This is a genomic window from Cryobacterium sp. HLT2-28, from assembly GCF_004402495.1.
GTDB classification, from domain to species: Bacteria; Actinomycetota; Actinomycetes; order Actinomycetales; family Microbacteriaceae; genus Cryobacterium; species Cryobacterium mannosilyticum.
Genome location: NZ_SOFH01000029.1, coordinates 11573 through 26782, shown reverse-complemented (window position 1 = coordinate 26782; position 15210 = coordinate 11573). Strand labels below are relative to the sequence as shown.

The 15210-nt window shown below is 70.7% G+C and carries 17 protein-coding genes; 9 read left to right on the top strand and 8 right to left on the bottom strand.

Annotated features, from left to right (window positions below; all coding sequences use genetic code 11):
* The first annotated feature begins 5 nt into the window (after positions 1 to 5).
* The 7 genes from hemQ (at position 6) to E3O48_RS15035 (ending at position 6473) form a co-directional block, all read left to right on the top strand.
* Positions 6 to 770 carry a hydrogen peroxide-dependent heme synthase gene (gene hemQ / locus E3O48_RS15065; protein ID WP_134507801.1) on the top strand — a complete coding sequence of 255 codons (765 nt, stop codon included), beginning with the start codon at positions 6 to 8 and terminating at the stop codon, positions 768 to 770.
* The gene (locus E3O48_RS15060; protein ID WP_134507803.1) at positions 770 to 1882 is read left to right on the top strand and encodes a ferrochelatase; all 1113 of its coding nucleotides are present in this window, start codon (positions 770 to 772) and stop codon (positions 1880 to 1882) included. Before hemQ ends, E3O48_RS15060 begins: the two co-directional genes overlap by 1 nt.
* Complete coding sequence (hemC, locus tag E3O48_RS15055; protein WP_241982567.1) at positions 1879 to 2835, top strand: hydroxymethylbilane synthase; 957 nt, start codon at positions 1879 to 1881, stop codon at positions 2833 to 2835. Before E3O48_RS15060 ends, hemC begins: the two co-directional genes overlap by 4 nt.
* A complete protein-coding gene (locus E3O48_RS15050; protein ID WP_134540037.1) occupies positions 2835 to 3626 on the top strand; it encodes a uroporphyrinogen-III synthase in 792 nt (263 codons plus the stop codon). Before hemC ends, E3O48_RS15050 begins: the two co-directional genes overlap by 1 nt.
* A 112-nt stretch (positions 3627 to 3738) precedes the next feature.
* The gene (gene hemB, locus E3O48_RS15045) at positions 3739 to 4725 is read left to right on the top strand and encodes a porphobilinogen synthase (RefSeq protein WP_370250275.1); all 987 of its coding nucleotides are present in this window, start codon (positions 3739 to 3741) and stop codon (positions 4723 to 4725) included.
* On the top strand, positions 4725 to 6050 hold the full coding sequence (gene hemL / locus E3O48_RS15040; protein WP_134540033.1) for a glutamate-1-semialdehyde 2,1-aminomutase: 1326 nt from the start codon (positions 4725 to 4727) through the stop codon (positions 6048 to 6050). Before hemB ends, hemL begins: the two co-directional genes overlap by 1 nt.
* A gap of 78 nt (positions 6051 to 6128) precedes the next feature.
* Complete coding sequence (locus tag E3O48_RS15035) at positions 6129 to 6473, top strand: hypothetical protein (RefSeq protein ID WP_134540031.1); 345 nt, start codon at positions 6129 to 6131, stop codon at positions 6471 to 6473.
* Between the two features lie 13 nt (positions 6474 to 6486).
* Here the strand turns inward: E3O48_RS15035 and E3O48_RS15030 are convergent, their stop codons facing one another.
* The 5 genes from E3O48_RS15030 to E3O48_RS15010 all read right to left on the bottom strand — a co-directional run bounded on the left by E3O48_RS15030 (position 6487) and on the right by E3O48_RS15010 (position 10708).
* A complete protein-coding gene (locus E3O48_RS15030; protein ID WP_134540029.1) occupies positions 6487 to 6867 on the bottom strand; it encodes a DUF1304 domain-containing protein in 381 nt (126 codons plus the stop codon).
* 9 nt (positions 6868 to 6876) lie between these two features.
* Positions 6877 to 7893: an MDR family oxidoreductase gene (locus E3O48_RS15025; protein ID WP_134540027.1), complete on the bottom strand. Its 1017-nt coding sequence runs from the start codon at positions 7891 to 7893 to the stop codon at positions 6877 to 6879.
* Between the two features lie 71 nt (positions 7894 to 7964).
* Complete coding sequence (locus E3O48_RS15020) at positions 7965 to 8801, bottom strand: ABC transporter permease (protein ID WP_134540523.1); 837 nt, start codon at positions 8799 to 8801, stop codon at positions 7965 to 7967.
* Positions 8802 to 8803: 2 nt separating this feature from the next.
* Positions 8804 to 9706: an ABC transporter ATP-binding protein gene (locus E3O48_RS15015; RefSeq protein ID WP_134507817.1), complete on the bottom strand. Its 903-nt coding sequence runs from the start codon at positions 9704 to 9706 to the stop codon at positions 8804 to 8806.
* Between the two features lie 93 nt (positions 9707 to 9799).
* On the bottom strand, positions 9800 to 10708 hold the full coding sequence (locus tag E3O48_RS15010; RefSeq protein ID WP_134540025.1) for a rhodanese-related sulfurtransferase: 909 nt from the start codon (positions 10706 to 10708) through the stop codon (positions 9800 to 9802).
* Between the two features lie 153 nt (positions 10709 to 10861).
* Between E3O48_RS15010 and E3O48_RS15005 the strand changes: the two genes are divergently transcribed.
* Entirely contained in the window at positions 10862 to 11350 is a 489-nt protein-coding gene (locus E3O48_RS15005) for a YbhB/YbcL family Raf kinase inhibitor-like protein (RefSeq protein WP_134540520.1), read from the top strand.
* Between the two features lie 31 nt (positions 11351 to 11381).
* Positions 11382 to 12314 (top strand): LysR family transcriptional regulator, encoded by a 933-nt coding sequence (locus E3O48_RS15000; RefSeq protein WP_134540023.1) that lies wholly within the window; start codon positions 11382 to 11384, stop codon positions 12312 to 12314.
* Here the strand turns inward: E3O48_RS15000 and E3O48_RS14995 are convergent.
* Genes E3O48_RS14995 through E3O48_RS14985 form a run of 3 tightly spaced genes read right to left on the bottom strand, consistent with a single transcriptional unit; the run spans position 12257 to position 15140 of the window.
* Positions 12257 to 13117, bottom strand: a complete 861-nt coding sequence (locus E3O48_RS14995) for an aldo/keto reductase (protein WP_134540021.1) — start codon at positions 13115 to 13117, stop codon at positions 12257 to 12259. The two genes, E3O48_RS15000 and E3O48_RS14995, sit on opposite strands and share 58 nt — an antisense overlap.
* Positions 13114 to 14175, bottom strand: a complete 1062-nt coding sequence (locus E3O48_RS14990; protein WP_134507825.1) for an NAD-dependent epimerase/dehydratase family protein — start codon at positions 14173 to 14175, stop codon at positions 13114 to 13116. Before E3O48_RS14990 ends, E3O48_RS14995 begins: the two co-directional genes overlap by 4 nt.
* Positions 14169 to 15140, bottom strand: coding sequence for an aldo/keto reductase (locus E3O48_RS14985; protein ID WP_134540019.1), 972 nt, complete (start codon positions 15138 to 15140; stop codon positions 14169 to 14171). The genes E3O48_RS14990 and E3O48_RS14985 overlap by 7 nt, the downstream gene beginning before the upstream one ends.
* Positions 15141 to 15210 lie beyond the last annotated feature (70 nt).

The following is a 15210-nucleotide window of genomic DNA, read 5'->3' as shown; positions in this document are numbered from 1 at the left end:
TACTCATGACTCACCCGGCTGCCGGAGAGGCAGTAAACCCACTCCACCCGACCAGTCCCGCCGAGACCCCGTCAGCGGCCGACGCCTCTGCGGCATCCCCCCAGGGGTTCACGCTGTTCACGGTCCTGCGCAAGGACCCGAGCAACCCGGATGACCTCGACGGCCGCGACGTGCCGCACGCCGTGCTTGAGCTCGATGACGTGGTTGAGCTCGTCGAGGCGGAGGGTGTGACCGTGCGCGGCTTCTACGATGTCTCCGGGCTGCGCGCCGACGCCGACGTGATGATCTGGACCCACGCGCCCGAGGCCGAGTCCCTGCAGTGGGCCAACCGGGAGCTGCGCCGCAGCCGCCTGCTCAAGAGCCTGCTCCCCACCTGGAACGCGATGGGCGTGCACCGGGACGCCGAGTTCAACAAGAGCCACGTGCCCGGGTTCCTCCGCGGAGTCGAACCGAAGGGCTGGCTGACGGTCTACCCGTTCGTGCGCAGCTACGAGTGGTACCTGCTCCCCGAGGCCGAGCGGAGCGCCATGCTCGCCGACCACGGCCGCAAGGGTGCCGCCTACCGCGGCGCGATCGCCAACACGGTCTCCGCGTTCGCCCTCGGCGACTACGAATGGCTCCTGCCGATCGAAAGCGACGAACTCACCGAACTCGTCGACCTCATGCGGGGCCTGCGCGAGACCGAAGCCCGCCGGCACGTCCGCGAGGAGATCCCGTTCTACACCGGGCGCCGCATCGGCACCGCCGAACTCGTCGAGGTGCTGCAGTAGTGGCGCGCTACGACGCCGTCCTGCTCGCCGGATTCGGCGGGCCGGAGGGCCAGGACGACGTGATCCCGTTCCTGCGCAACGTCACGCGCGGCCGCGGCATCCCGGAGGAGCGCCTCGAAGAGGTGGCCCATCACTACCGTCACTTCGGCGGGATCAGCCCGATCAACAACCAGAACCGCGTGCTCAAGGCGGCCCTCGAGGTCGAGCTGGCCGGCCGCGGAATCGACCTGCCCGTGCTCTGGGGCAACCGGAACTGGGGACCGTACCTGCGCGACGTCGTCGCCGAGGCGCACTCCAACGGCCAGGACCGGCTGCTCGCCATCGCCACCAGCGCGTACAGCTCCTACTCCGGCTGCCGCCAGTACCGCGAGGACTTCGCCGAGGCGCTGTCCGTGAACGGCCTCGAGGGCATCGTGCAGATCGACAAGGTGCGCCAGTTCTTCGACCACCCCGGTTTCGTGATGCCGTTCATCACCGGCGTTCGGAAGGGCCTGGAGGAGGTCGCCGCCTCCATCCCCGGCATCGACCTGGCCACCGAGGTGGAGATCCTGTTCTCCACCCACTCCATCCCCATGACGGATGCCGCCAAGAGCGGCCCGGCGGCCCTCGGATTCGGTGAGGGTGGCGCCTACAAGGCCCAGCACCTGGCCGTCGCGCAGGTCGTCATCGACGGCGACTCCGTCGCGGAGCCGATCCAGAGCCCGTGGCAGCTGGTCTTCCAGTCGCGCAGCGGACCGCCGAGCATGCCGTGGCTCGAGCCCGACATCAACGACGCCATCGCGCTGCTGCCGGCCCGGGGCATCCGTGCCGTCGTGATCGTGCCGCTCGGCTTCGTGAGCGACCACATGGAGGTCATGTGGGACCTCGACAACGAGGCAACGGAAACCGCCAGGGAACACGGCCTGTTCTCGGTGCGCGTGCCCACCCCCGGCGTCGACCCGGCCTACGTCAGTGGACTCGTCGACCTCGTCCTCGAGCGCCTGACCGACGTGCCCGTCGAAGAACGCCCCGCGATGACGGACCTCGGCCCCTGGTACGACGTGTGCCGGCCCGGCTGCTGCGAGAACGTTCGCCTCGGATTCAAGCCTGCCGTCGCGGGGATGGCACCGTGAGTGCTGCCATTCGCGTCGGCACCCGCGGGAGCGCCCTCGCCCTCGCCCAGACGACGCAGATCGCCAACCGGATCGCCGCCGCCGCGGGCGCCGAGGTCGAGATCGTCCAGGTCACCACCCACGGGGACACGTCCACCGAGCCGTTGTCCAGCCTCGGCGGAACCGGGGTGTTCGCCAGCGCCCTCCGCGAATCCCTCCTCGCCGGTGAGTGCGACCTCGTCGTGCACTCCTTCAAGGACCTGCCCACCGCAGCGTACGAGGGTCTGGCCATCGGGGCCACGCCCAAGCGAGCGGATGCCCGCGACGTGCTCTGCGCCCGTGACGGCTTCACTCTCTCCACCCTGCCCCAGGGCGCGCGGGTCGGCACCGGGTCGCCGCGCCGGGTGGCGCAGCTGCGCCAGGTGCGCCCCGACCTCGAGGTCGTCGACCTCCGCGGGAACGTCGACACCAGGCTGGGTCGCGTGGCCCCCGGCGACCTCGATGCCGTCGTGCTCGCGGCCGCGGGTCTCGGCCGGCTCGGACTGTTGACCACCTTCGAGCCGGAGTTCCTCGAGCTGTCCGCCTGGCCGACCGCGCCGGGCCAGGGCGCCCTGGCGGTCGAGGTGCGCTCCGGCAGGCTGGACCGCACGCTGGTCCGGGCGCTGGACGCTATCAACCACGCGACGACCCAGGCCACGACGACGGCGGAACGGCTTGTGCTCGCGCACCTCGAGGCAGGGTGCGCCGCGCCGATCGGCGCTATGGCCGCCATCGACGACGGTCTCCTCTTCCTCACCGCGACGGTGTACAGTCCAGATGGTGCCCAAAGCGTCGTGAGCTCGCATGCCGCGACGCCTGAATCCTTTTCCATTGCACACCTGGTCGACGCCGCCCAGGACGTCTCAGAACGTGTGGCCCGAGACCTGCTCTCCGGCGGTGCTGCCGACTTCGCCCCGATGAAGGTGACTTCGTAATGACCTGGCGTTACAAGACCAAACCGAACCTGACCAAGCCGTTGACCGGCTGGCGCATCCTGGTGCCCCGCGGCGGCCCGTGGGGCGACCACGTCGCGGCCGATCTGCGCGCCAAGGGGGCGCAGCCGATCGTCGCGCCGATGATCAACTTCGCCGCGACCGACGACGCACCCGCGCTCGAAGAGGCGCTGGCCAGGCTCGCCGCCGGCGATTTCGACTGGATGACCGTCACCAGCGCCACCACCGTCGACGTGCTGTCCTCGCACCGTGCTGTCGTCGCCCCCGGAACCCGGATCGCTGCCGTCGGCGAAACCACCGCCGCTGCCCTGATCGCGGCCGGGTATCGCGTCGACATCGTCCCCTCCGAAGACAATTCGGCCCGCGGCCTCCTGTCCGAGTGGGAGGCGGCTACCCAGGGAGTGGTGCCGCTGCGCATCCTCACCCTCCGGTCGGAGATCGCCAAGCCGCTGCTCACCGAGGGGCTGCGCCGGATCGGCCACGAGGTCGAATCGGTCGTCGCCTACCGCACCATCGGCGTGCCGGTCGATGAGCGGGTCGTGGCCGACGTCGCGGCCGGCCGGGTGCAGGCGCTGCTCGTCACCTCGGGGAGCGTCGCCCAACAGGTGCAGGACCAGCTCGGACCGGTTCCTGAAACCACCGTCGTCGCCTGCATCGGCCCGCGCACGGCGAAGGATGCCGCGGCGATCGGACTGCGGGTCGACGTGGTGGCCGACGCGCCGAGCGCCGAATCCCTGATCGAGGCCCTGGTCCAGGTCGCACTCTCCCGCTGAGCCGGTCACCTGCCTCGGCGAACTGAGACTTACGCTCGGTTCCGGGCCCCCGGAAGGGTGCACACCTCACAGTTCGCGGAGGCTCCGCCGGGCGACGTAGGGTTGAGGAGTGATAAACCCCGTCATCCGCCCGCGACGGTTGCGCACCACACCCGCGCTCCGTCGCCTGGCCAGCGAAACCCGACTGCACCCCTCCGAGCTCGTCCTGCCGATGTTCGTGCGGGAAGGCACCGGCGCAGCCGTGCCGATCCAGTCGATGCCGGGGGTCGTGCAGCACACCGTCGACAGTGCCCGGCGCGCCGTCGCCCGGGCGGCGGAGGCCGGCATCGGCGGGATCATGCTCTTCGGCGTGCCCGATGTGCGCGATGCCGTCGGCACGGGTGCGACCGACCCTGACGGCATCCTCAACGTGGCCACCCGGGCGCTTGTCACCGAGGTCGGCGACGCCCTCGTCGTGCAGACCGACCTCTGCCTGGACGAGTTCACCGACCACGGGCACTGCGGCGTGCTCTCCGCGGACGGCACCGTCGACAATGACACTACTCTCGAGCGCTACCGCGAGATGGCGCTCGTACAGGCCGCCTCCGGTTCGCAGCTGCTGGGCCTCAGCGGCATGATGGACGGCCAGGTGGCGGCGGTGCGCGAGGCGCTCGACCAGTCCGGCTACGTGGACACGGCCGTGCTCGCCTATTCGGCCAAGTACGCCTCCGCCTTCTACGGTCCCTTCCGCGACGCCGTGGAGTCCACCCTCGTCGGTGACCGCCGCAGCTACCAGCTCGACCCGGCCAACCGCCGGGAGGGCGTGCGCGAAGCCCTGCTCGACATCAGCGAGGGCGCCGACATCGTCATGGTCAAGCCGGCCGGCAGCTACCTCGACGTGCTGGCCGACGTCTCCGCCGTCAGCGACATTCCCGTCTGGGCATATCAGGTTTCCGGCGAATACGCGATGATCGAGGCCGCCGCCGCCCACGGCTGGATCGACCGTCGCCGCGCGATCGAGGAGTCCGTCCTCAGCATCCGTCGTGCCGGGGCGGATGCCGTGCTCACCTACTGGGCCGTCGAACTGGCCGACTGGCTCACCGAGAGGCCCACCCGCTGATGACCCACAACGACGACCTGTTCGCGCGCGCCCAGCGCGCCATCCCCGGCGGGGTCAACTCTCCGGTGCGCGCCTTCCGCTCGGTCGGCGGCACCCCCCTGTTCCTGGTCAAGGCCAAGGGCGCCTACGTCACCGACTCCGACGGGCGCGACTACGTCGACCTGGTCAGCTCCTGGGGTCCGGCCATCCTCGGCCACGCCCACCCCGGCGTGGTGCAGGCGGTGCAGGATGCCGCCGCGCTCGGGCTGTCCTTCGGCGCCTCGACCCCCGGTGAGACGGTGCTGGCCGAACTGATCGAGGCCCGGGTGGGTGCGGTCGAGAAGCTGCGCCTGGTCTCGACCGGCACGGAGGCCACCATGACGGCCATTCGCCTGGCCCGCGGCTTCACCGGGCGTGACCTCCTGATCAAGTTCGCCGGGCACTACCACGGCCACTCCGACGGGCTGCTCGCCCAGGCCGGCTCCGGCCTGGCCACGCTGGCCCTGCCCGGCTCGGCCGGCGTGACGGCCGCGACGGCCGCGCAGACCCTCGTGCTGCCGTACAACGACCTTGCCGCCGTCCGGCTGGCCTTCGAGGCCCATCCGGGCCGGATCGCCGCCGTGATCACGGAGGCCGCCGCCGCGAACATGGGCGTCGTGGCCCCGGATCCCGGCTTCAACGCCGCCCTCGCCGACCTCGCGCACGAGCACGGCGCGCTGCTCATCATCGACGAGGTGCTGACCGGCTTCCGGGTCGGCCCGGCCGGCTTCTGGGGACTGGAGAACGCGGGCGACCGGCCCATGTACAGCCCCGACCTGTTCACCTTCGGCAAGGTCATCGGCGGCGGACTGCCGGTGGCGGCGCTCGGCGGCCGGGCCGACGTGATGGACCACCTCGCCCCGAACGGCCCGGTCTACCAGGCCGGCACCCTGTCGGGGAACCCGGTGGCGGTGGCCGCGGGAATCGCCACGCTGCAGGCGCTCGACGCGGACGTCTACGCCGGGCTCGACGCCACCGCCGTGCGCCTCTCCGGTGCGGTGTCGGCCGCGCTCAGTGCCGAAGGCGTCGCGCACAGCGTGCAACGCGCCGGCAGCCTGTTCAGCTTCGTGTTCGGCGAGGAGGCAGCGGCCTCGGCGCCGCGCGACTACGCCCAGGTGCAGCGGCAGGAGGCCTTCCGGTACGGGCCGTTCTTCCATTCCATGCTCGACCAGGGTGTTTCCCTGCCGCCGTCGGTGTTCGAGGCGTGGTTCGTGTCGGCCGCCCACGACGAGGCCGCGATCGAGTGGATCGTCGACGCGCTGCCCGCTGCAGCGAAGGCGGCGGCCGCCGCCACGGCGGTGGTGTGAGCATCCGACCGCGGGGACGTTATTCCTTTGTGAGGAACCGACAAACCGATTTCCGCCCGGAACAGGCAGACTAGGAGCATGGCCTCCCTGCGCGTTCACCCCGACCGGCTTGAGATCCACCTCACGAAGGCAGAGAAGACCCTCTCGCTCCGGCGAGATGACCTCGTCGTGCAGCGGGAGAACATCCGTACGGTGACCATCACCGACGACCCGTGGATCTGGATCCGGGGGATCAAGGCGCCGGGCCTCGAGCTGCCGTTGGTGCTCGCGGTCGGCACGTGGAAGTTCCACGGCGGCAAGGACTTCCTCGCCATCAAGCGCAAGCGCCAGGCCGTCGTCATCGACCTCGTCGAAGAGGACTTCGCGCGGGTCATCCTGACCACCAACCACGCACCCGACCTGATCGCCTCGCTCAAGCTCTGAGCTCGGCGGCGCGTCAGCTGACCAGGAAGAGGACGAAACCGATCAGCGGCAGGGTGCCCTGGGTCAGGGCCGCCCGCCGGTAGCCGGGTCCCGTTGTTGTCAGCACGGTCGCGGCGAGCACCATCGAGCCGGTGCTGAACAGCACGAGTGCGGTGCCGGCCGGCGACTGGCCACTGAAGAAGAGCAGGAGCCCGATGACGGCGCCGACGGCGAGGAACAGATTGTAGAAACCCTGGTTGTAGGCCATCGGCCGGGTCGCGTCCGCATCGGCCTGGCTGGCCACGCCGAACCGTTTCCAGGTCGCCGGGCGGGTCCACCAGATGCTTTCCATCAGGAAGATGTAGCCGTGCAGCAACGCCGCGAGGGCGACGAAGACGGCCGCGACAATGCTCATGCCGGCAGCCTATGCCCGGACGTCGACCACGGTGCGCCCGTGGATCGTGCCGGCGAGGATGCGCTCGGCCGCCCCGAACGCGTCGTCGAGGCCGATCTCCTCGGTCAGGTCGTCGAGCAGGCCGAGGTCGAGGTCGGCCGCGAGCCGGCCCCATGCCTTCTCACGAAGGGAGAGCGGAGCCTCGACCGAGTTGATGCCGATCAGGCTGACCGCGCGCAGGATGAACGGCATGACCGTGGTCGGCAGGTCTGGGCCCTGGGCGAGACCGCAGGCTGCGACCACTCCGCCGTAATTCATCTGGGCGAGGACGTTGGCGAGGGTGGAACTTCCGACAGAGTCGATGGCCGCGGCCCAGCGCTGGGCCTGCAGGGGCTTGCCGGCGTCGCTCAGGGTGCGCCGGTCGACCAGGTCCGCAGCGCCGAGACCCCTCAGGTAGCCGCCGAGCTCGTCGGCCCGGCCGGTTGAGGCGTGCACCCGGTAGCCGCGCACCGCGAGCAGGGCGATCGCGATCGAGCCGACTCCGCCGGCAGCGCCGGTGACGAGGACGTCTCCCGAGTCGGGCGTGATACCACCCTGCTCGAGTGCCAGCACGGAGAGCATGGCCGTGAACCCGGCGGTCCCGATCGCGGCCGCGCGCTTCGCGCTGATGCCGGCAGGGAGCCGCACCAGGGAGGCGCCGCTCACCCGGGCCCGCTCGGCGAGTCCGCCGTGGTGGGTTTCGCCGAGGCCGGCGCCGTTCAGGATGACGCGATCCCCGGTGCTCCAGCGCGGGTCGGTGCTCGACTCGACGGTGCCGACCAGGTCGATCCCGGCGATCAGCGGCCAGACCCGCACGACGCCGGGGCGACCCATCAGGGCGAGGCCGTCCTTGAAGTTGATGCCGGAGTACTCGACGACAACGGTCACGTCCCCGGGCATCAGGAAACCGTCATCGACCAGGCGGAGCGCCGAGCTCTGGGTCTTCCTGCCCTCCGCGTCTTCGGTGCGGTCGACGACGATTGCGCGGAACTGCGTTTCAATGCCCATGGGTCGAGCCTACGCGCCGACCCGCAGGCGGCGCGGCGGCCAACCAGCGGCGCCGACCCGGGGAGCCTGGCTCAGGTGACGTCGCGGCGCCAGCTGACGAAGTAGCCGCCGATGGTGGCGGCCGCCGCATAGGCGAGCAGCACGAGCCCGCCCTGCCACCAGTCGAGCGCGGCCGCCGCACCGCCGACCGGGCTGGCCACGGTGAAGATGCTCGCACCGACCAGGGCATCGGATGCCGCCCCCGGCAGGAACTTGCCGATCCCGGCGGTGGCCTCGGTGAACATCGAGGCGAAGCGCAGCAGCGGCTCGACGAACTGGGTGAACGCGAGCACGATCACGATCGAGGCAACCTGGTTGGGCACGAGCACGCCGAGACCGACCCCTACGGCCGCCCAGAGAGCCATGGCGAGCAGGGTGCGGCCGATCAGGGCCCAGGTGGCGCTGTCGCCGAGCAAGGTGTCGACCCCGAACGCGTTGATGACGAGGGCGCCGATGCCGACGGAGGCGAGCAGCGCGACGGCGCCGAACGCGCCGCCGGCGAGGAACAGGGTGATCGCCTTCGCACCGAGCACCTGCGCCCGCCGCGGGTTGGCAAGGAAGGTGGGCGTGAGGGTCTGGTGCCGGAATTCCCCGGTGGTCGCGAGGGCGCCGAGCAGGACGGGAAAGACATACCCGACGGAGGAGGCGAAGCTGTAGACGAGCGGGGGAAGGCTGCCGAGGGGCGGGGTACTCTGGGACCCGGTGCCGGCCGCGCTCGGGTCGATGGCCCCGCTCTGGATTCCCGCGAACAACGCGGCCAGACCACCGGAGAGCAGGCCGATGTAGCCGAAGAGCACGGCGGCGAGGACCCACCAGATGCGGGTGGTGAGGAGCTTGGCGAACTCGGCCCTGATGGCGCGCAGCAACATGGTCACAGCGAGTCGCTTCCTTCCACGAGGGTGAGGAACGCATCCTCCAGGCCCTTCTTCTGGCGGTGCAGGGCGCTCACCTCCACGCCGGCGGTGAAGGCGATGTGGCCGATCCGGGCCGGGTCGGCGGCGGTGGCCAGCAGCCCGGTCCGGCCCTGGGAGAAGACGACCCCGGCTCGGGCCAGGGCGCTCGCGAGGGCGGCGCGGTCGGGAGAGTCGACGACCACCTGCGGCGCCACCTGGGTTTCCAGGCTGGAGAGCGGCCCGCGGTGCACCAGCCTGCCCTTGGCGATGATGATCACGTCGTCGACGCTCTGCTGGACCTCGCTCAGCAGATGGGAGCTCACCAGGACGGTGCGGCCCTCGGCTGCCATGTCGCGCAGGAAGCCGCGGATCCACTTGATGCCCTCGGGGTCGAGGCCGTTGATCGGTTCGTCGAGAACGAGCACGCCGGGGTCGCCGAGCAGCGTGCAGGCCAGACCCAGGCGCTGGCGCATGCCCAGCGAGTAGCCGCCGACGCGCTGGCCGCCGTGCTCGGACAGGCCGACCAGGTGCAGCACCTCCGCCACCCGGGCCTGCGGCAGGCCGGCTGCGGTCGCGTAGATCGACAGGTGGTTCCGGGCGGTGCGGCCCGGGTGGAAACTGGCGGCTTCGAGGGCGGCGCCCACGGTCGCCAACGGGTGCGGCAGGTCGTGGTAGCGCAGGCCGCCGAAGGTGGCGCTGCCGGAGCCGGGGCTGACAAGGCCGAGCAGCATCCGCAGGGTCGTGGTCTTGCCGGCGCCGTTGGGGCCGAGGAAGCCGGTGACCCGGCCGGGCTCCACGGTGAAGGACAGGTCGTCCACCGCGGTGACATCACCGAATCGTTTGGTGATGTTGCTGAACTCGATCACCGCTCCGACTGGCATTCGCGCACCCCGATTTCCGATTTGACCCCAGACTATGCCCTGCGCGGACACCGACCGGGCGTACCGCGTCGTCGCGCCGGACCCAGCGGGCGGTCAGCGTGGGTGCAGAGCGTGCCCGGCGCAGGCCGGTGCGTCGCGCCCGGCGCAGGTCGCGCAGACGACGAGCTGTTCCCGGCAGGAGACATCCCGGCAGTTGAGCATGTTCTTCGTCGGCTCGCCGCAGGCCCGGCAGTGGCCGAGCACCGCAGTGTGGTCACTGAAGTCCACGGACATCCGCTGGTCGAAGACGTAGAGCGAGCCGTCCCACAGGCCGTCGTCGCCGAACGCCTCGCCGTAACGCACGACGCCGCCGTCGAGCTGGTAGACCTCGCTGAAGCCGCGGTCCTTCATCAGGCCGCTGAGCACCTCGCAGCGGATGCCGCCGGTGCAGTAGGTGACGACGGGCTTGCCCTTGAGATGGTCGTACTTGCCGCTGTCGAGTTCGGCGACGAATTCGCGCGTGTTGGCGACGTCGGGCACGACCGCGTTCCGGAACCGGCCGATCTCCGCCTCGAAGGCGTTGCGCCCGTCGAAGAAGACGACGTCGTCGCCGCGCTCGCCGACCAGTGAATGCAGCTCGGCCGGGCTCAGTTTCTCGCCGCCGCCGACGACGCCGTCCGCGTCCACCTTCAGTTCGCCGGGAGCTCCGAAGCTCACGATCTCGTCGCGCACCTTCACGACCAGGCGGGGGAAGTCCAGGCTGAGGCCGGCCGGGTCCAGTGCCGTCCCGTTGCTCCACGTGAAGTCAATCTGCTTGAACGCCGGATAGTCGCGGGTCTTCCGCACGTAGCGTTTGAGCGCGGCGAGGTCGCCGCCGATCGTGCCGTTCAGCCCCTGGGCTGAGATCAGGATCCGGCCGCGGATGCCCAGCGCCGCGCAGAGGTCGCGCTGCCAAAGCCGCACCGCATCGGGGTCGGCCAGTGGCGTGAAGACGTAGTAGAGCAGGATCTTCGGGATGGCCATCGGCCCATTTTACCGCCCTCCTCGCGGGCTCGGACCCTCGCGCCCCGGCGGAATCTCCCTAGGCTGGTGGCAGACAACGGAGGAAACGTGAGCACACCTGATCCCCTCGCCCGGTTCGGCGACGTCCCGCTCTTCAGCCTGACGAGCACCGAGATGACCCACGGCCGGCCGCTCGCCGCGGCACAGTACGGCCGGGGTGCCGGCGGCGCAGACCTCTCCCCCCAGTTGTCCTGGTCCGGCTTCCCGGCGGCGACGCGGAGCTTCGCGGTGACCGCGTACGACCCGGATGCGCCGACCGGCTCGGGATTCTGGCATTGGGCGGTCTTCAACCTGCCGGCAACGGTGACCAGCCTCCCACCGGGTGTCGGCGCGGCCGGCGGGCACCTGCTTCCCGCCGGCGCGGTGACCCTGCCGAACGAGGCGGGGCAGCGCGCGTTCATCGGGGCCGGCCCGCCGGCCGGCACGGGCACGCACCGCTACCAGTTCATCGTGCACGCGGTGGACGTCCCTCACCTCGACGTCGGCCCCGCGTCCACGCCGGCCGTGCTGGGATTCACCCTGCACTTCCACACCCTGGCCCGCGGCATCCTCGAGGCCACCGGCGTGTTTGGGGGAGCCGCCGGCAACACGGACGGCTCCTAGGACCGGCGTGATCCAGCAGTACAATCGCTGAATGGAATTGCGCCAGCTCGAACACTTCGTCGCCGTGGCCGAGGAACGCCACTTCACCCGGGCCGCGGAGCTCCTGCAGATCTCGCAGTCCGGCCTGTCGGCGTCGATCCGCGCCCTCGAGATCGAACTGGGCACGTCCCTGTTCGTCCGCAGCACCAGGCGGGTCGAACTGACGACCGCCGGCCGGGCGCTGCTGACGGATGCGGTGCGCACCCTGGCCAGCGCCGCCGCCGCCCGCAACGCGGTGGCCGCGGTGCGCGGGCTGATGCGCGGCACCCTCACGGTCGGCGCCGAGCCCTGCCTCGGGTCGGTCGACCTGCCGGCCGAGCTGGCGGAGTTCCGGCGGCTGAACCCGGGCGTCGAGATCCGGTTGCGCTACGCCGGTTCCGTCGACCTCACCGAGAGCGTCGCCGGCGGGCAGACCGATGTCGCGCTCGTGGTCGAGACCGGCGACACCCCGCCTGGGGTGCGGCTGCTCCGGCTGAGCACGCAGAACCTGATCGTGCTCTGTCACCCCGGGCATCCGCTCGCCGCCAGTGCCGGGATCGAGATGGATTCCCTGCGCACCGAGTCGCTCGTCGGCTTCCAGGCCGGCTGGGGTGCGCACGTGCTGACCCGGCGCGCCTTCGCCGCGGCCGGGTTCGACTACCGGGCCACCCTCGAGGTGAACGACGTGCACCCGCTTCTCGACCTGGTCGGCCACAACCTCGGCATCGCGATCGTACCGGAGAGCTTCGCGGAGAAACGCCCGGACGAGTTGCACGCGGTGGCATTGCACGCGGGGATGCCGCAGTGGCACGTCGCGGTGGCCGTGGCGGACGAGCCGAGCCCGGCCGCCACGGCGTTCCTCGATCAGCTGCTCACCCGGGCGCCCGCTCAGGCGGCGTCGAGCGTCGCCGATTCCTCCGGGGTGAGCGTGAACTCGGCCGCCTGAACCGAATCCCGGATGCTCTCCGGGCGGGAGGCGCCCGGGATCGGAATGACCTGGGGCGACTTCGCCAGGTGCCAGGCGAGGCAGACCACCTGCGGGCTCAGGCCGCGTGCGGCGGCGACGGCCTGGAACGCGGGGAACCGATCGCCGAGTGCCGCCGCGGACAGGATGCCGCCGAGCGGCCGCCAGGGGAGGAACGCGATGCCGAGCTCATCGCAGAGCCGCAGCTCCGACTCGCTGCTGCGGAACGCGGGCGAGAACTGGTTCTGCACGCTCGCCAGGCGACCGCCCAGGATCTCCCTGGCCAGCAGGATCTGCTCCGGGTTCGCGTTGGAGATGCCGGCCAGCTCGATCGTGCCCGCGTCGAGCAGGTCGCGCAGGGCTCCGATCGAGTCGGCGTACGGCACGGCCGGGTCGGGCCGGTGGAACTGGTACAGCCCGATCGCGTCGCCGCCGAGGCGTTTCAGTGACGCCTCGGCCGCCTGCTTCACGTACTCGGGCCGGCCGTCGACGGTCCAGGTGCCGTCCCCGGGCCGGAGATGCCCACCCTTCGTCGCCACCAGCACGGTCGACGTGTCGCCTCCCCACGACCCGATCGCGCCGGCGATCAGAGTTTCGTTGTGGCCGACCTCGTCGCTGTGCACGTGGTACGAATCCGCCGTGTCGAAAAGGGTCACGCCCTCCTCCAGGGCGGCGTGGATGGTGGCGACGGAGCGTGCGGCATCCGGTCGGCCCTCGATCGACATGGGCATGCCGCCGAGTCCGATCGCGCTGACCTGACGGTGGGCGATGAGCCGGGTCTTCATGAGTCCTTCAATCCCCGGGCGAAGCCGGTTTCGGGCCGTGCGGCCGCAATGAGTGCGTCGAATGTGCTCGTCAGCGCCGGGTTGGGCAGCTGGTGTTCCGGATGCGCGTCGAACCAGGCGAGGGTGGCCCGGGCTCCCCGCCAGAGCGGCGTGGTGCAGACGAACTCCGGCACCAGCGCCCTGACCTTGGTGTTGTCGAAGATCACCGAATGGGCCTTGTCCCCGAGAAGCGGCGGGCCGAGCTCCGGGTCGGCGGCCGCGATCGTCTCCGACGCCACGTGCACGAGGTCGGGCTCCGGGGCTCCGGCTGCCGCGGCATACACGGCGTAGATGGCATTCCACGGCATGACCTCGTCGGAGGTGATCGTGAAACTGTCGCCCACCGCCTGGGGAAGACCGAGCAGCCCGACGAACGCCTTCGCAAAATCGGTGCTGTGCGTGAGCGTCCACAGCGATGTGCCGTCACCGTGCACGACAACGGGCGCCCCGGCCCGCAGCCGGACGATGTCCGACCAGCCGCCGGTGAGCGGAATCTGAGTGTGGTCATAGGTGTGCGACGGGCGCACGATCGTCACCGGGAAACCCCGTTCGCGATACGCGGCGACAAGAAGGTCCTCGCCGGCGATCTTGTCCCGCGAATACTGCCAGAACGGGTTGCGCAGGGGAGTCGACTCGCGAATCGGCAGAACGCCCGGGGGCTTCTGGTAGGCCGAGGCCGAGCTGATGAAGACGTACTGCCCCGTTCGCCCCTCGAACAGTTCGATGTCGGCCGCGACCTGGCCGGGCGTGAAGGCGACGAAGTCGACGACGACGTCGAAGCTGCGGGAGCCGAGCGCGGAGCGGACGGATGCGGGATCACGGATGTCCGCGACCAGCAGTTCGGTTCCGGCCGGCAGGGGGCGGAGCGTCGCCCGGCCGCGGTTGAGGATGGTCAGGCGGTGGCCGGCGGCGACGGCCCGCTCAGCGGCGGCGGCGCTGATCACCCCGGTGCCCCCGACGAAGAGCACGGTCAGCCCGGCGCTCGCCGGCGGGAGGGAGCCCGTCGCCGGCGTCACCATGCGTAGTGCTCCGGTGCCGGCTTCCGGCCCGGGAAGATCTCGTCCAGCCGGGCGAGGGCCGCCGTGTCGAGGCTGACCGTGAGCGCTCGAACCGCGGCGTCCAGCTGGCCCTGCGTGCGCGGACCCACGATCGGCGCGGTGACGGCGGGCTGGTGCAGCAGCCAGGCCAGGCCGACGTCGCCCGGCTCGTGGCCGAGCTCCGCGCAGAAGTCCTCGTACTGCCCGATCGCGGTGCGGTGCTTCGCGAGCTGTTCGCCGACCTTGCCCTCGAGGCGTCGCTTGCCCTCCTGCTCCTTGCGGAGCACCCCGCCGAGCAGTCCGCCCTGCAGCGGCGACCAGGGGATGATGCCCAGGCCGTGGCTCACAGCCGAGGGAATGACCTCGAGCTCGATGTCCCGGGTCAGCAGGTTGTAGATCGACTGCTCGCTGACCAGCCCGGTGAAGTTGCGCCGCCGCGCCTCCGCCTGGGCGGTGGCGATGTGCCAGCCGGCGAAGTTGCTGCTGCCGGCGTAAAGGATCTTGCCCTGCGCGACGGCCGTCTCCATCGCCTGCCAGATCTCGTCCCACGGGGTGTCCCGGTCCACGTGGTGGAACTGGTAGATGTCGATGTAGTCCGTCTGCAGCCGCGTCAGGCTCGCGTCGAGGGCGCGACGGATGTTCAGCGCAGAGAGCTTGCCCTCGTTGGGCAGTCCGCTCATGTCGCCGTAGAGCTTGGTCGCGAGCACGGTTCCCTCCCGGCGGGCGCCGCCCTGGGCGAACCAGTCGCCGATGATCTTCTCGGTGCCGCCCTTGCCGGTGCTGTCACCGTACACATTGGCGGTGTCGAAGTAGTTGATGCCGTAGCCACGAGCCGCGTCCATGATGGCGTGCGCGTCGGCCTCCGGGGTCCAGTGGCCGAAGTTCATCGTGCCGAGGCAGAGCCGGGAGACCGCGAGGCCGGAACGGCCGAGATGTGTGTAGTCCATCTGCCCAGCCTCCACCCGTACCGAGTGAACTGTCCAACAGGGGCAGCGGATGTCATTGTGCGCTCGGGCT

Bases quoted from the DNA above. Each gene is read 5' to 3' on its own strand.
- hemQ (WP_134507801.1), top strand. From the start codon at position 6: ATGACTCACCCGGCTGCCGGAGAGGCAGTAAACCCACTCCACCCGACC.
- E3O48_RS15050 (WP_134540037.1), top strand. From the start codon at position 2,835: ATGACCTGGCGTTACAAGACCAAACCGAACCTGACCAAGCCGTTGACC.
- hemL (WP_134540033.1), top strand. From the start codon at position 4,725: ATGACCCACAACGACGACCTGTTCGCGCGCGCCCAGCGCGCCATCCCC.
- E3O48_RS15035 (WP_134540031.1), top strand. From the start codon at position 6,129: ATGGCCTCCCTGCGCGTTCACCCCGACCGGCTTGAGATCCACCTCACG.
- E3O48_RS15030 (WP_134540029.1), bottom strand. From the start codon at position 6,867: ATGAGCATTGTCGCGGCCGTCTTCGTCGCCCTCGCGGCGTTGCTGCAC.
- E3O48_RS15025 (WP_134540027.1), bottom strand. From the start codon at position 7,893: ATGGGCATTGAAACGCAGTTCCGCGCAATCGTCGTCGACCGCACCGAA.
- E3O48_RS15020 (WP_134540523.1), bottom strand. From the start codon at position 8,801: ATGTTGCTGCGCGCCATCAGGGCCGAGTTCGCCAAGCTCCTCACCACC.
- E3O48_RS15015 (WP_134507817.1), bottom strand. From the start codon at position 9,706: ATGCCAGTCGGAGCGGTGATCGAGTTCAGCAACATCACCAAACGATTC.
- E3O48_RS15010 (WP_134540025.1), bottom strand. From the start codon at position 10,708: ATGGCCATCCCGAAGATCCTGCTCTACTACGTCTTCACGCCACTGGCC.
- E3O48_RS15005 (WP_134540520.1), top strand. From the start codon at position 10,862: ATGACCCACGGCCGGCCGCTCGCCGCGGCACAGTACGGCCGGGGTGCC.
- E3O48_RS15000 (WP_134540023.1), top strand. From the start codon at position 11,382: ATGGAATTGCGCCAGCTCGAACACTTCGTCGCCGTGGCCGAGGAACGC.
- E3O48_RS14995 (WP_134540021.1), bottom strand. From the start codon at position 13,117: ATGAAGACCCGGCTCATCGCCCACCGTCAGGTCAGCGCGATCGGACTC.
- E3O48_RS14990 (WP_134507825.1), bottom strand. From the start codon at position 14,175: ATGGTGACGCCGGCGACGGGCTCCCTCCCGCCGGCGAGCGCCGGGCTG.
- E3O48_RS14985 (WP_134540019.1), bottom strand. From the start codon at position 15,140: ATGGACTACACACATCTCGGCCGTTCCGGCCTCGCGGTCTCCCGGCTC.